The organism is Citrobacter amalonaticus, from assembly GCF_018252635.1.
Classification (GTDB): domain Bacteria; phylum Pseudomonadota; class Gammaproteobacteria; order Enterobacterales; family Enterobacteriaceae; genus Citrobacter_A; species Citrobacter_A amalonaticus_E.
Genome location: NZ_JAGTXM010000006.1, coordinates 43,756 through 59,318, shown reverse-complemented (window position 1 = coordinate 59,318; position 15,563 = coordinate 43,756). Strand labels below are relative to the sequence as shown.

The 15,563-nt window shown below is 56.7% G+C and carries 11 protein-coding genes; 7 read left to right on the top strand and 4 right to left on the bottom strand.

The features are described 5' to 3' along the window. The first annotated feature begins 407 nt into the window (after nucleotides 1-407). From KE671_RS17920 to csiE, 7 genes are all read left to right on the top strand, one after another. Nucleotides 408-1,391 (top strand): autoinducer 2 ABC transporter substrate-binding protein, encoded by a 984-nt coding sequence (locus KE671_RS17920; protein WP_042999813.1) that lies wholly within the window; start codon nucleotides 408-410, stop codon nucleotides 1,389-1,391. A gap of 103 nt (nucleotides 1,392-1,494) precedes the next feature. Further along, nucleotides 1,495-3,003 carry a sugar ABC transporter ATP-binding protein gene (locus tag KE671_RS17915; RefSeq protein WP_206164465.1) on the top strand — a complete coding sequence of 503 codons (1,509 nt, stop codon included), beginning with the start codon at nucleotides 1,495-1,497 and terminating at the stop codon, nucleotides 3,001-3,003. Then, on the top strand, nucleotides 2,996-3,985 hold the full coding sequence (locus KE671_RS17910) for an ABC transporter permease (RefSeq protein ID WP_206164466.1): 990 nt from the start codon (nucleotides 2,996-2,998) through the stop codon (nucleotides 3,983-3,985). Before KE671_RS17915 ends, KE671_RS17910 begins: the two co-directional genes overlap by 8 nt. A 1-nt stretch (nucleotide 3,986) precedes the next feature. Further along, on the top strand, nucleotides 3,987-4,940 hold the full coding sequence (locus KE671_RS17905; protein WP_206164467.1) for an ABC transporter permease: 954 nt from the start codon (nucleotides 3,987-3,989) through the stop codon (nucleotides 4,938-4,940). Nucleotides 4,941-4,956: 16 nt separating this feature from the next. Continuing rightward, the gene (locus tag KE671_RS17900; protein WP_206164468.1) at nucleotides 4,957-6,594 is read left to right on the top strand and encodes an FGGY-family carbohydrate kinase; all 1,638 of its coding nucleotides are present in this window, start codon (nucleotides 4,957-4,959) and stop codon (nucleotides 6,592-6,594) included. Then, the gene (locus KE671_RS17895; RefSeq protein ID WP_206164469.1) at nucleotides 6,591-7,190 is read left to right on the top strand and encodes a KpsF/GutQ family sugar-phosphate isomerase; all 600 of its coding nucleotides are present in this window, start codon (nucleotides 6,591-6,593) and stop codon (nucleotides 7,188-7,190) included. Before KE671_RS17900 ends, KE671_RS17895 begins: the two co-directional genes overlap by 4 nt. A 234-nt stretch (nucleotides 7,191-7,424) precedes the next feature. Continuing rightward, the gene (gene csiE / locus KE671_RS17890) at nucleotides 7,425-8,705 is read left to right on the top strand and encodes a stationary phase inducible protein CsiE (protein ID WP_206164470.1); all 1,281 of its coding nucleotides are present in this window, start codon (nucleotides 7,425-7,427) and stop codon (nucleotides 8,703-8,705) included. On the opposite strand, the gene KE671_RS17885 is transcribed toward csiE, so the two are convergent. The 4 genes from KE671_RS17885 to KE671_RS17870 all read right to left on the bottom strand — a co-directional run bounded on the left by KE671_RS17885 (nucleotide 8,697) and on the right by KE671_RS17870 (nucleotide 15,544). Beyond that, complete coding sequence (locus KE671_RS17885) at nucleotides 8,697-9,836, bottom strand: 3-phenylpropionate MFS transporter (protein ID WP_206164471.1); 1,140 nt, start codon at nucleotides 9,834-9,836, stop codon at nucleotides 8,697-8,699. The genes csiE and KE671_RS17885 overlap by 9 nt on opposite strands. A gap of 88 nt (nucleotides 9,837-9,924) precedes the next feature. Continuing rightward, nucleotides 9,925-10,767 carry an aldose 1-epimerase gene (locus KE671_RS17880; protein ID WP_206164472.1) on the bottom strand — a complete coding sequence of 281 codons (843 nt, stop codon included), beginning with the start codon at nucleotides 10,765-10,767 and terminating at the stop codon, nucleotides 9,925-9,927. Continuing rightward, nucleotides 10,767-12,206, bottom strand: coding sequence for a sugar porter family MFS transporter (locus KE671_RS17875; RefSeq protein WP_206164473.1), 1,440 nt, complete (start codon nucleotides 12,204-12,206; stop codon nucleotides 10,767-10,769). Before KE671_RS17875 ends, KE671_RS17880 begins: the two co-directional genes overlap by 1 nt. A gap of 71 nt (nucleotides 12,207-12,277) precedes the next feature. Further along, a complete protein-coding gene (locus KE671_RS17870) occupies nucleotides 12,278-15,544 on the bottom strand; it encodes a DUF5107 domain-containing protein (protein ID WP_206164474.1) in 3,267 nt (1,088 codons plus the stop codon). Between the last annotated feature and the right edge of the window lie 19 nt (nucleotides 15,545-15,563).

Sequence of the window (15,563 nt, the reverse complement as noted above, 5' to 3'; positions counted from 1 at the left end):
AAAACAGGATGGCCACGAGAGTCACGATCGCCGTGACAGGATTGCCCGTGAGGATAACATTGAAATGAGGAATGTTGAGCGCTGATTTATGGGCTCGATTCAGTTCTCAGATTTGCGATTTCATCTTTGGGGATTGCGTGCCCGCGGCGGTAACTTTCTGTGCATCTCGGTCATTTTGATAATGAATTGTTAAAATAAATAAACCATTTTCGACATTTATTAACAATAAAATGAATCGCCAGTACGCTACAATCTTAAAAATTAACCAAATTTTAACTAAAAAAAATCCAATAAATTAACAATAATGGGCATTTGTCACATTTACGAAACTTGCGATTCATTACCTCTTCCCTTCGTTGATAACCTCCTGTCCGTGACATGCCCCGGTCCCTACAAAAGGTACAACTATGAAATTCAAACTCGCATTACTCAGTGCAACCCTGGTTTCTGCATGCATGTTGTCCGGCCCGTCCTTTGCGGCAGAAAAATACGAAATTGCTGTGGTTGCTAAAGTCACCGGTATTCCGTGGTTTAACCGCATGGAAACCGGCGTCAATGAAGCAGCGAAGAAACTGGATGTGAATGCTTATCAGACCGGTCCTTCCACACCGGACCCGGCTCAGCAGGTGAAGGTCATTGAAGATCTCATCGCCAAGAACGTTAACGCGATCATTGTGGTACCTAATGACGCCAAGGTGCTTGAGCCCGTGCTGAAAAAAGCGCGCGATAAGGGCATTGTTGTTCTGACCCACGAATCGCCGGATCAGCAAATCGGCCAGTGGGATATTGAAACAATCGACAGCGAGAAGTACGCGCAGGCCAACGTCGATGAACTGGCGAAGGATATGGGCGGTAAAGGCGGTTATGCGATTTACGTCGGCTCGCTGACCGTGCCGTTACACAACGCCTGGGCCGATTACGCCATCAAGTATCAGAAAGAAAAATACCCGGAGATGTTTGAAGTCACCACCCGTCTGCCGGTGGCTGAGAGCATCGACAAATCCTACTCCACCACGCTGGATCTGATGAAGACCTATCCGCAGATGAAGGGCATCATTGGCTTCGGTTCGCTGGGTCCGATTGGTGCAGGTCAGGCAGTACAGAAAAAACGCGCGAAAGATAAAATTGCCGTGGTGGGAATTGCGATGCCCGCACAGGCAGCGCCTTATCTGATGCGTGGCGACATCAAAAAAGCGATGCTGTGGGATCCGAAAGATGCCGGCTACGCGCTGGTGACCGTGGCAGATCAGTTGCTGCAAGGCAAAGAGGTCACGCCAGATCTGACCATTGAAGGATTAGGGAAAGCCGATGTCGACATGGAGAAGAAAGTGATCCGTTTTAACAAGATCCTCGAAGTCACCAAAGACAACGCGCAATCACTCGGTTTCTAAGGCTCCAGCCATCACCAGGGAAACCTCACGCCGACCGTCTGGTCGGCGCTATCAACAGGCTTAACACTCTGCGCCCGTCAGGGCGCTCGCAGGGGTATTGTCCATGACAGACACCACCGCATTTATCACTCTTGAGAATATCAGCAAGCAATTCCCGGGCGTGCTGGCGCTGGATAATGTGAATCTGACGCTGAAAAAAGGCGAAGTTCACTGTCTGGCAGGACAGAACGGTTGCGGTAAAAGCACCATTATTAAGGTGATTTCCGGGGTCTATCAGCCGGAAAAAGGGGCGCAGATCCTGCTGGATGGCAAACTGTTCCACCAGTTGTCGCCGCAGCTCTCTTCGCATTACGGCATTCAGGTTATCTATCAGGATTTGTCCCTCTTTCCTAACTTCAGCGTGGCGGAGAATATTGCCGTCAACCGCTATCTGCCCGGCGGTGACCTCTGGGTGCGGCGCGGCACGATGAAGCAACAGGCGCTGGCGGCGATGAAGCGGATTGGCGTCAGCATCGATCCTGATAAAAAAGTGGAAAAACTCTCCATTGCCGACCGTCAGCTCGTCGCAATTTGTCGCGCCATTGCTGCCGATGCGCGTCTGGTGATTATGGACGAACCCACCGCGTCCCTGACGCGCCAGGAGGTCAACGGCCTGCTGCGCGTGGTCAACGAACTGAAAGCCGACGGGATATGCGTGGTGTTCGTCAGCCACCGTCTTGATGAAGTGATGGAAGTGGCAGATCGCATCAGCGTGATGCGCGACGGCAAACTGGTGGGGACGTACCCCGCCAGCGAACTCGACAGTCATGAACTGGCATTCCTGATGACCGGTCAACGCTTCCACTACAGTCCGCTGCCGGAAAAACCACCGGTTGAGCAAGAGCCAATGCTGGAGCTGCGCAACCTCAGCCGCAAAGGAAAATACCAGGACATCAACCTGTCGCTGCGCAGCGGTGAGATCGTATCGATAGTCGGCCTGCTCGGTGCGGGCCGCACCGAACTCTGTCTGAGTCTGTTTGGCATGACCCGCCCGGAAGGCGGTGAAATCCGCATCAACGGGAAGCCGGTTCAACTGCGCAACAACCATGACGCCATCAGGCACGGGATCGGCTATGTCTCGGAAGATCGCCTGACCCAGGGGCTGATCATGGAGCAGTCAATCTACGATAACACCATTGTCACGGTCTTCGACAAACTGCATACCCGCAGCGGCCTGCTCGACCACGGTAAAGCAAAAACGCTGGTCGCCGATCTGATCCGTGAACTGAACATCAAGGTGGCCGATCCGCAGTTGCCGGTCAAAACGCTCTCCGGCGGCAACGCCCAGCGCATCGCCATTGCCAAGTGGGTGGCGACCCAGCCGCGTATCCTGATCCTGGACTCCCCGACGGTGGGGGTTGATATCGCTAACAAAGAGGGGATCTACCAAATCGCCCGCAATCTTGCGGAACAGGGAATGGCGGTGCTGATGATTTGCGATGAGATCCCGGAAGCGTATTACAACAGCCACCGCGTACTGGTCATGCGTCGCGGGAAGCTGGTCGCCGAGTTTAATCCGCATCGCTGTCGTGAAGAGGACATTGCAGAGGTGGTCGAGGTCATCCATGAATAACTTTCGTCTCTCCCGTTTAGTCGGGCACCATGAATTCTGGCTGGGCCTGCTGGTGGTTGCGCTTGCCGTTGGGCTGAGCGTCAGCACCGACGAGTTTCTGTCACTCGGAAACCTGACGGACGTCGCCACCAGTTATGCCATTCTCGGTATTCTCGCCTGCGGGTTGTTTGTCGTGCTGATCTCCGGGGGAATCGATATTTCGTTTCCGGCGATGACGGCGATAGCGCAATACGCGATGGCAAGCTGGGTGATCGCCCACGGCGGCAACTTTCTGCTGGCGCTGACCATCGCCATCGCCGTCGGGTTATTGCTCGGGCTGATTAACGGCTTTCTGGTCTACTGGCTACGCGTGCCCGCCATCATCATTACCATCGCTACGCTTAACGTCTATTACGGTCTGCTGGTTTACGCCACCAAAGGTACCTGGCTGTACGGCTTCCCGGACTGGTTCATGAACGGCATCAACTGGCTTTCATTCACTGCGGCCGATGGCTATGACTATGGTATTACCCTGCCGTTACTGTGTCTGGCGGCGGTGATCGTCTTCACCGCGATCCTGATGAATTATACCCGTCTTGGTCGCCAGATTTACGCGATGGGCGGCAACCGCGACGCCGCCTCCCGTCTCGGGCTGAACCTGTTGAAACTGCATTTTTATGTCTACGGCTATATGGGCATCCTCGCGGGCGTAGCGGCAGTTGTGCAGGCGCAGATCACACAGTCCGTGGCGCCGAACTCCCTGCTCGGTTTTGAGCTGACGGTGCTGGCGGCGGTTGTGCTGGGCGGTACCAGCATGAGCGGTGGGCGCGGCACATTGACCGGGACGCTGCTGGGGGTAATTTTGCTGGCCTTTTTACAAAACGGTCTGACGCTGCTCAGCGTCTCCTCATACTGGCATACCGTTTTCAGCGGCGTCATTATTCTGGTCAGCATCAGCGCCACGGCGTGGAACGAAAAACGCAAACTGGCAAGGGAGCTTTGAGATGAAAGCGTTCGCAAAAGTATTACCCGGTGATGCCATCATCCGCCTGCAGTGCGTGATTATTATCGTCGTTGCTGTCGTCTTCTCGGCGTTGTTGGGCTCCCGCTTTTTCAGCGTCGCCAACTTCCAGTCCATCGGCTCACAGTTACCGATCCTCGGCATGCTGGCGCTGGGAATGGGCATGACCATGCTGACGGGCGGCATTAACCTGTCGATTATCGCCGGTGCCAATGCCTGTTCGCTGGTCATGGCCGCCGTCATCGTCACTCATCCGGACAATCCGTTGTTCCTCATGCTGGCGCTGCTGGCCGGAGCAGCGGTCGCCGTCGCGATAGGTACGCTGAACGGCGCGCTGATCGCCTGGATTGGCGTATCGCCGATCCTCGCCACGCTCGGGACCATGACGCTGATCTCCGGGCTGAACATCTTGCTCTCCAACGGCACGGTGATTTCCGGCTTCCCGGCGGCGATCCAGTATCTCGGCAACGCCACCCTCGCGGGTATTCCCGTTGCCCTGCTGCTCTTCATACTGGTCGCCGTGCTGCTGTGGGTTCTGCTGGAACACACCACGCTCGGACGCAGTCTCTATCTGATGGGGTCCAACGAACAGGCAACCCGCTACAGCGGCGTGAACACCGTTCGGGTGCAGATTTCCGTCTACGTTATTTCCGCTCTGCTCGGCTGGGTGGCCGCAATCTTGATGATGGCGAAATTCAACTCGGCGAAGGCCGGATACGGCGAGTCTTATCTGCTGGTCACTATTCTCGCTTCAGTGCTGGGTGGCATCAATCCGGACGGTGGATTTGGCCGTATCATCGGCCTGGTGCTGGCGCTGATTGTGCTGCAAATGCTGGAAAGCGGCTTTAACTTGCTGGGGATCAGTAGCTATCTGACGATGGCGCTTTGGGGCGCGGTACTCATCCTCTTTATCGCATTACAGAATCGTAGAGCCTGATTTCAGGAGAAAAATTATGGCGAGTTACTTTATTGGTGTGGATGTAGGAACCGGCAGCGCTCGCGCAGGGGTGTTTGATCTCAACGGCAGAATGGTCGGTCAGGCCACTCGCGCGATTGAGATTTACCGCCCGCAGGCCGATTTCGTCGAGCAGTCGTCCGATAACATCTGGCAGGCCGTCTGCAACGCGGTTCGTGATGCCATTAATCAGTCCGATATCAATCCCATCCAGGTGAAAGGGTTGGGATTTGACGCCACCTGTTCGCTGGTGGTGCTGGATAAAGAGGGCAAACCGCTGACCATCAGCCCTTCCGGGCGCAGCGAACAAAACATTATCGTGTGGATGGATCACCGCGCGATCACCCAGGCCGAGCGCATCAACGCGATGCACCATCGGGTACTGGACTACGTGGGCGGGATCATCTCCCCGGAAATGCAGACGCCGAAGCTGTTATGGCTGAAACAACATATGCCTAACACCTGGGCAAACGCGGGCTACTATTTTGATTTACCCGACTTCCTGACCTGGCGCGCCACCGGTGACGATACGCGTTCACTTTGCTCCACGGTGTGCAAATGGACCTACATGGGCCATGAAGACAAATGGGATGCCAGCTATTTCCGCGAAATCGGCCTGGAAGATCTGCTGGAACACGATGCGGCAAAAATCGGCCGTTACGTGAAAACGATGGGCGAACCGCTCGGCCATGGGTTGACCCAGCGTGCCGCCAGTGAAATGGGCCTGATTCCGGGCACCGCCGTCAGCGTGTCGATCATCGACGCCCACGCGGGTACCCTCGGCACGCTTGGCGCCTGCGGCGTCTCAGGCGAAGTCGCTGACTTTGACCGTCGCGTTGCGCTGATTGGCGGCACCTCAACCGGTCACATGGCGATCTCTAAAGAGCCGCGCTTTATCGGTGGCGTCTGGGGTCCCTACTATTCCGCCGTGTTACCGGAATACTGGCTCAATGAAGGCGGACAGTCCGCGACCGGCGCGCTGATCGACCACATTATTCAGTCGCACCCTTGTTACGATACGCTGCTGGCGCAAGCCAAAGCGCAGGGGCAAACCATTTATGAAGTGCTGAACGCGCTGCTGCGGAAAATGGCGGGCGAGCCGGAGAATATCGCCTTCCTGACCCGCGATATTCATATCCTTCCCTACTTCCACGGCAACCGTTCGCCGCGCGCTAATCCGACGCTGACCGGGGCGATCAGTGGCCTGAAGCTTTCCCGCACGCCGGAAGACATGGCGCTGCACTATCTGGCGACCATTCAGGCCATCGCGCTGGGTACGCGCCATATCATTGAGACCATGAATCAAAGCGGTTACAGCATCGACACCATTATGGCCAGCGGCGGTGGTACCAAGAACCCTGTCTTTGTGCAGGAACACGCCAATGCCACCGGTTGCGCCATGCTGCTGCCGGAAGAGAGCGAAGCAATGTTGCTGGGCGGCGCAATGATGGGCACCCTCGCCGCCGGCGTGTTCGAAACGTTCCCGGAGGCGATGTCGGCGATGAGCCGGATTGGTAAAACGGTCACCCCGCAGACCAATCGTATTAAGCAGTATTACGACCGCAAATATCAGGTGTTCCACGAGATGTACCAGGATCACATGAAGTACCGCCAGTTGATGCAGGAGGACATATGAGTAGCCCATGGCAACAGGCCACCGACACCTGGACCCTCTACAGCGAGGCGCTGGCCGGACTGGGTCAGCATCTGAACGAAACGGTCTGGAACGCATTAATGATGGAACTGCGCGAGTGCCGCGGAAAAATCGTGGTCACTGGCGTCGGCACCTCCGGCATTGCGGCGCGAAAAATCGCCCACATGTTATCCTGCGTTGAGCGCCCGGCGATCTACCTCAACGCCACCGATGCCGCGCACGGCGACCTCGGTTTTTTACGCGCGGACGACCGTGTCATTCTGATCTCGCGCGGAGGCAACTCTGACGAACTGACGCGACTGCTGCCCGGGCTGACGGTAAAAAACGTACCGATTATCAGCGTCACGGAAAACCCGGACTCCGCCATTGCTCGCGCCGCCCGGCTGGTAATTTCCACCGGCGTCCAGCGCGAGGCGGATCCGCTAAATATGCTGGCGACCACTTCCATCATGCTGGTGATTGCGATCTTTGATGCTGCCTGCGCCTGCCTGATGAGTGAAAGCGGCTACTCCAGAGAAACGCTGCTGGCCGTGCATCCGGGTGGCGATGTCGGTTTAACCCTGCGACAGGGACGTTAATCCATTAAAAACCTTTCAGCCTCGCCTCTGCCGGCGAGGCTTTTTACGGCGTACCCTACAGATAAAAACGCGAAAAATCCTAATAAAGCGCTGCGTTAAACTCTCTTTCACGGCCGCACACGTGAAAAATTCTGTGACCTCTCCCTGCAATCCTGACGCAAAACATTTCATTCGTAATAGCTATGGAAAAACTTTAGCTATTCTTATCTAACATACCTACGGGAGATCCGACAGATGATGCCAACGCTTGCTCCACCATCTGTACTTTCTGCTCCCCAGCGCCGTTGCCAGGTTTTGCTGACGCTTTTCCAGCCGGGGCAGATTGCCACCGCGGAAATGTTCAGTGCGCTTAATGGTGTCGATGATACTATTGCCCGTGAGGATGTCGTCGAAACGGGACTGGAGATCCAGCGTTATCATCGACTCAGCATTAGCACTGGTCCGAATGGGTGCTACCGGATCGAAGGTACTGCGCTTAACCAACGCCTCTGCCTCTTACACTGGCTCAGACGCGGCCTGCGTTTGTGTCCGGCGTTCATTAACCAACACTTTGCCCCCGCCCTCAAAATTGAGCTGAAACAACGGGGGATCCTGCGCACGCTGTATGACGATACCAATCTGCATGCACTGATTAACCTTTGCGCACGTCGCCTGCAAAAACCGTTTGAGTGCCGGGACATCCAGTTCCTGCGCCTCTATCTGCAATATTGTCTGTTGCAGCATCACGCGGGGATCTCGCCGGAATTCAATCCTGTCCAGCAGCGCTGGGCGCAGTCCTGCGCCGAGTACCCGCTGGCCCAAGAGATTGGCCGCCACTGGCAGCGACGCGTAATGCAAAATGCGCCGCTTACGGAATCGCTGTTTATGGCGCTGCTGTTTTCGATGATCCGCATCCCGGATCCGATTCGCGATAACCATCAGCAGAACCGGCGGCTGCGCCTGGCGATCGCTCGCCTAATCCTCCGCTTTCGCGAAATGGGTGCCGTACGCTTCAATGACGAACACGGTCTGAACGCGCAACTCTATATTCACCTCGCCCAGGCGCTGAACCGCAGTCTGTTTTCTATCGGTATCGATAACACGCTACCGGAAGAGTTCGCCCGCCTCTATCCGCGACTGATGCGCACCACTCGCGACGCGTTACGCGGGTTTGAAGAAGAGTATGACGTTGAGTTTTCCGAAGAAGAGACGGGACTGGTGGCGGTGATTTTCGGCGCGTGGCTAATGCAGGATAATGATTTGCATGAGAAGCAGGTCGTCTTATTGACCGGGGATAACCCGCAACTGGAACAGCAGATAGAGCAACAACTGCGTGAACTGACGCTGCTGCCGCTGAACATCAAGCCGTTACCGATGCGGACTTTCCAGCAGGAAGGCTCGCCGCGCGGCGTGGCGCTGATTGTCACCCCTTACGCCACGCTGCTGCCGCTCTTTTCGCCGCCGTTGATTCATGCGGATCAGGCGCTGACGCCGCACCAGCAGCAGCAGATCCGCAAGATGCTGGAATCAGGCTGAAGCGGCCACTTTTGGCCGCAGCACCATGGCTGGCAATGCCACCAGCGCCATCACCCAGAAGACGCCGTTGCCCAGATTCTGATACAGGAAACCGGCAAACACGGTCATGATAGCGATACTGCCCCCCATCGCCACGGCAGAATAGACCGCCTGCAGACGAATGACTTCGCTTCCCTGACGCGCCGCAATATAGCGCATCGCCGCCAGGTGACAGACGGTAAAGGTGCCGCAATGGAGAATCTGCACCACAATCAACCACGGCAGCGCCGTCGTCCAGCCCATCAGTCCCCAGCGAATCACCCCGCAAATGGCGGAGAGCAGTAACAGATCGCGGGCGCTAAAGCGGCGGAACAGCTTATTGCTCAGGGCAAAGATAATCACTTCCGCCACCACGCCGAGCGACCAGAGATAGCCGACCGCCGAAGCGGAATACCCCGCGCCCTGCCAGTAAATGGCGCTAAAACCGTAGTAGGCGGCATGTGCCCCCTGTAACAGACAAACACAGGCCAGAAATCGCCAGCTCTGCATAACCAGCGCACGCCAGGCGGGCCAGCCGGCGTTCTCCTGGTGACGGCTTTCCCCTTCGGGCAGCACGCTGGGGCGAATCAGCATTCCCAGCAGCATGGAGGCGACGCCCAGCGTCAACAGTGCCAGAACCGCCCGATAATCAAATACGCTGACCAGTTTTCCGGTCAACGCCGAACCGATCACAAACGCCACCGAGCCCCACAGCCGTACCCGACCATAGTCCATCGTAATCTGTTTTTGCCAGGTATTCGCCAGCGCGTCTGTGAGCGGCACCAGCGGTGAAAAGAAGAGGTTAAAACCGACCATCACCACCATCAGCCAGGCGACGTGGGTTCCGGCCCAGAAGGCCAGCGCAAAGATCAGCGCCAACAGCGCCAGAATGCGTAACGCGGAGATCAGTCGCGACGGGTCGCTGACCCGTGGGGCAATAATCAGACTCCCGAGAAAACGCGCCACCAGTCCAGCGCCCAACAGCAGGCCAATGGTCTCCGGCGTGAGGCCAAGCCCTTTAAGCCAGACGCTCCAGAAAGGAAGAAAAATCCCGTAGCTAAAAAAGTAGGTGAAGTAACCGAGCGCCAGCCAGCGCGTGGAGTGCAAAGACATGATCCCCTCCCGTGTGGAGGCGATAGTCTGGCGATAAACGCAGGCTGGCGCAAGTGAACATTAACAGCAACATAACAACGATTTGCCACTAATCAACGCGAATCTTCATGGCGAAACGGCACCGTTCTCCATGGCCTAACATCTGTAATCCCGGCTGCCCCGGCATGTGGTGGGCATTTACCGGGTGCGTCTGTGGTTCCAGACAAAGGAATGACTGACCTTGCATTCTGAAAAGCATCAGCCAGGGAGTTTGCGCAGAAATCGTGACCTTCATCACATCGTGATAGATAACCGCCTGCCCGCTCCAGCCGGAATACCCCACGTTCAGCCAGCGATCCGTGCCGTATTGCGCCACGGTAAAATCGGCCTCCGTCGGCAGTTCACTCTGCCAGGCCATCGGCAAATGGTGCTCGCCTTCCGGCCAGTAACCGCTGGCCGAAAACTGCAGCGTACTTTGCGCACCAAAAGCAAAAAACGGGTGGAACCCGCAGCCGTACAGCATGGGGCGCTTGCCCAGATGGGTGATTGTCATCAAGGCGTTGAGTGTCATTCCTTCCAGTTGATAGTGAAGTTCCGCCAGATAATCGTAGCCGCATGCCAGTTCACTGCGCAGACACAGCGAACAGCTATCATCGTTCACCGCCGTCACCTCCCAGCGTTTAAGCCAGCCGTCACCGTGCAGGAAAAACTGGTCATCAGCCTCATGCAACGGCAACCGCACCTCAGCGCCACGCTGGTTGAAACGGTTACCGGCCACGCGATTAGCAACGGGTAACATCGGAAACAGCCCACCATCACCGGCGATTTTCCCCTCGCCGGCATGTAAAACCGGTTGCAGATGTTGTAACGAAAACAACGCCAGCAACCTACCGCCCTGCGGGTCCACGCGCATCCACAGATGCGCGTTATGCAGCGTCAGCGGCGCAGCCATCAGCGGACACTGCGCTGCTGTGCTGACGGGCTGGCCTTCAGGTGTCTTGCCGCCAGTTGTTCCTCAAGGGCCTCCAGGGTGACGCCTTTGGTTTCCGGGACATTACGCAGAACGTACACATAGCCCATCGCACAAATCACGCCGTAGAGCAGGAAACTCCCGGCAGCGCCCAACCCGGCATTGAGCAGCGGGAAGGTATAGGTCAGCAGGAAGCAGGCAATCCATAGCGCCAGGGTCCCTAGCGACATCGCCAACCCGCGCACGCGGTTAGGGAAGATTTCGGACAGCAGCACCCAGGTGACAGGGGCCAGCGTCAGGGCATAAATGGCAATCGCCGCCAGTACCAAAACCAGCACGGGCCAGCCCATAATCCCCATACCGTAAGCGCCGGCAATCAACACATAAATCACGGTCAACCCGGATGCACCAAACAACATCAGCTTACGGCGGCCAATTTTGTCCACCAGCGGGAGCGCGGCAACCGTAAAGACCAGGTTGATGATACCGGTGGCGACGATGGATTTCAGCGTCCCGTTAATGTCGAAACCGGCGGAGGCGAAAATCTCCTGCGCGTAGTTAAAGATCACGTTGATCCCACACCACTGCTGGAAGACCGCCAGCACCATACCAACGATCACAATCGGTTTGATCTGTGGTTGCAGCAGCGTTGACCATGCGACGTTATGATTATCTTTGATCAGCGTGTGCTCAATCTCCTTCAGCGTCTGCCCGGCATATTCCGCTGAGCCAATGCGTTGCAACATGGCACGCGCACGCTCCGGTTTGCCTGCCTTCACCAGCCAGCGCGGGGATTCAGGAACGAAAAACATCAGCACCAGAAACGCCAGTGCGGGAACCAGCTCTGCACCAAACATCCAGCGCCAGCCCATCTGTCCGTTCCAGCTCTCAACGATCGCCTGCTGCGTGGCCCCTGTGGCAACGGGTTCGGCGATCATCAGGTTGATCAACTGTGCAGCCAGGACGCCAATGACGATGGTCAACTGGTTCACTGCCACGAAGCGCCCGCGTTTTTCCGCCGGACTGACTTCGGCGATGTACAGCGGACTGAGCGCTGACGCAAGGCCAATCCCGACGCCGCCAACGATGCGGTAAATCACGAACATGTCGAAGTTGCTGGCAACGGCGGTTCCCCATGCGGAGGCGCTGAACAGAATAGCGGAAAGGATCAGCGGCACTTTTCGACCAAATTTATCCGCACACCAGCCAGAAATCAGCGCGCCAAAAATACACCCTACCAATGCAGAGCTCATTGCCCAACCCGACTGCGCCGGATCGGTTATCGAGAAGTACGCTTCATAAAAAGGTTTTGCCCCGCCAATTACCACCCAGTCGTAGCCAAACAGCAATCCACCACAGGCCGCGACCAGACAGATGGTCCAGACGTAGCCGATTTTCAAATGCGTCTGCGCGTTATTCATTATGATTCCTCTTTCAGGGAAACGCAGGGAACAGTAGGTTTCCGGTGGCGTTACCGCCACCAGTTCAGGGTTTAGTGCAATAACTCCAGTCTGATGACATGGCGCAGGAAGAGAGCTTTGTCATGTGCCGGATTCTGTTGCAAAAGCGCGTCAAGCGCCTGTTGACAGGCAGGTAAATCTCCCAGCCCCAGATGCCCCAATGCCGTGATAAACAGGCAGTGTTGCTGGTGCCTGGCCTCCGCCGGGGTATCAAGCACCACCAGATCCGGTAGTGAGACGGCGAAGAAATCCACTTCCGGTACATGGTCTCGCTGTGACGCCACCCAGTGCAGAAAGCTGTGGAAAAGTTGTTCTGCGTCGTCACGTTCGCCCAACTGTTTCAGCGCCATGCCCTGCCAGAAGAGATAGTCCACAGGCTGATCGTTGTAGTAGCGTCCGGCATCCAGCGTGCTTCCGCCACGGGTGGCGCGGGCAAAGTAACGCTGTGCTTCGTCATGATATCCCTGACGTTGAGCGCAATAGCCCAACAGATACCAGATATCGTTATCGGTTTGTCCGGGTAAGCGCCCTTCCCCCAGGTTATGCGGATAGATCAGCGCCTGTTGTAGCAGGCTGACCGCGTCGGGGAACTCCTCTCTGCCGATCGCCGCCAGCGCCCGATGCATCTGGTTCAGCAAATACTGTCCGGTCGCTTTCCCTTCCCCCCCTTCCCAGGGATGGAACACGCGCTCGCCAAGCACCTTCGCGGCGTCATCGTAGTGGCCCAGTCCGTTCCACAAGCTAAGCAACTCCACGGTCAAGTCGTCACGCTGAAACACCACCGCGTTGCGTGACTCAAGCTGCTGCAGACGTTGTTCAACAGGCGCCGCCAACAGCTTATTGAGGTAATCCAGCTCAAACAGGAAACGGGCGTTATCAGGCTCCAGCGCCACAGCCTGCGACAAATACTGGTGCGCCCTGGCGGCATTGTGCTGTTTGTTCCACGCATAGATCCCCAACAGACGATGGACGGGCGCAAATTCAGGCTCCTGTTGCAAGGTGAATTGCCAGCAGGAAAGCGCCTCCTCATAGCGGCGTTTGCTGTACCAGAAGCAGCCCAACAGATAGCGGGCGTAGGGACTGTGCGACAGCGTTTGCAGCATCTGGACTTCGTCGAGCGTGTTCGGAAAACGCACCCGGTTGTGCAGACAGGCACGCGCCTTTACGATGAACGGCTGCGGATTGTCGCTCAGCGACGCCCGCCACAGCAACGGCAGCGTTTCCTGACTGTCCAACAGTTCCAGTAGTTCGCGTGCCGCCGCTTTCTGACCGAAAGAGAGTAACCATCCCGCCAGTTCGCAGGCGTTAGTCCCGCGGCGACCGGTAATGGCGATAAGCGCCGTTTTCGACTGTTCATCCCGGCGTATTGCCCAGCGGGCATAGTGAAGCGCGTAGCTGAGCGGATAGCCATGAAGCTGCTGTTCAATATACTTCAACGCCTCTGACGTGCGTCCCAGCTCTGCCAGAACCAGCGCTTTCAGCCCCATCGCCAGGTTGTTGCTACCGTTAAAGCGCAAACTCTGCGTCACTTTTTCCAGTGCATCCGCACTATCGCCACGCGCCATCGCAAGCCGGGCCAGAGCCCAGAAGGCCGCATCGCGACAGTTTCCACTCCAGCTCGCCTTGTAGTAGTGATCCCAGGCCTGCTGGCAATCCCCCTGACGCTCCCGTGCTGCACCAAGTAGCATACTGGCTTCACCATCGCGCGGGTTTTTGTTCAGGTGATGCGCCCGCTCTAATGCCGCTTTCGCGCAGCGTTCAGCTTGCGTCCAGTCAGCGTGGTTCAGCGCCAGCGTCCCTAGCGCGACGTTGTTGCGGTAATCCAGCGGATCAATTTCCAGCGCCCGGCGATAGTAATCCCCGGCGTAGCGGCTGGCGTGGTTGTACTGCTCCAGATGCTGACCGATGAAGTAGAGTTCATCGGTGTTGGATAACGCCTCCGGCTGCGCAGGGGCTGTTGCCGCCGAGGGCAGCGGCAGATCGTCAGCAATATGTTCTTCGTATTGCAGCAATACCCGACCATCGTGACGGGTGACCGTCATGGTGATCCGCGCATAGCCCGAATCGGCAAGTGTCGTCAGCCAGCTTTTTCCCGGCGCCAGCGTCAGTGTGGTTTCAAAGAAAGGCGCGCCGTCTGCACGCAGAGTGACCAGCACATCATTGAGCGGCGCTATCGCATATACGCCCACGGAGAGTTGCGTTTCATCCCGCACCAGTCGCAGCGCCAGGTCGGTACTGGCGTTTTGCACCATCCCTAATTCGCTGTAGGGCAGGAAGTTCTGGACGAATACCTTCTCTTCGTAAGGCGCAAGCCAGGTGAAATCCGGCTGGTTGTCGGTAAACACCCCGGTCATTAATTCGATGTACGGGCCATTTTCATCGGTCAGATTGCGATCCCAGGCCACGCCGAAATCCCCGTAGCCCCAGCTCCACTGTTTTTTCCCCGGCGAGATGTGATGATCGGCAACGTGCAACAAACCGCCACGTTCACCATGATGCCAGGCGCCGACAAAGTCGTAGTCCGATTTTTCCGCCATGTACGAGGTCGGCACCGGCACATTCTTATAGCGTGAGATATCCACCCCCGCCGAATAATCGACTTTGTAATAGGTACCCGTGGCGATCGGAAAAGCGGAAACATCACGCTTGCCGTGATCGAACACCGCCGTGACATCAGGCGGAAACACGCTTTGATGATCGTCGCCGCCCTTCACCGCCGGGTTTGCCCACCATAAAAAATGGCGCGGCGTGGCGTTGCCATTGAAGACTTTACCGGTGATTTCTATCAGGGCGCGATCCGGGTAGAGGGTGAATCCGGTCATCACCTGCAGACCGCGCATCGGCTCCACTTCGCCCATCCAGACGGTTTGTTCGCCGTGCTCCCCTGCCCGCTGCGTAAAATCCACCGGCATAAAAGTGGTGGGGCGGTGGTGCTGCGGCCAGTTAAATTCGATCCCGCCAGAAATCCACGGCCCGAGCAGGCCAACCAATGCAGGCTTCACCACTTCGTTGTAATAGACAAAATCGCGCTGCTGCACTTTGTCATACGCACGGTGAATACGTCCGCCCAGTTCCGGCAACAGCATGATGCGAATGAAATCGTTTTCCATCCACACAGCATGGTACTCGCGCATCTCGCGCTTGCCGGTCAGGGTGTCGATCACACCGTAAGGGTAAACTGCGCCTGAAGACCCCTGATAAACCCGTTTTTCCAGGAACATCGGGTTTGGATCTTCCTCACCCACCGTCCAGGTCGGTAGTGAGAGAGTTTCCTGCCAGACCTTAACTGAACCGTACATGCCGCCTCCACTTAATAAA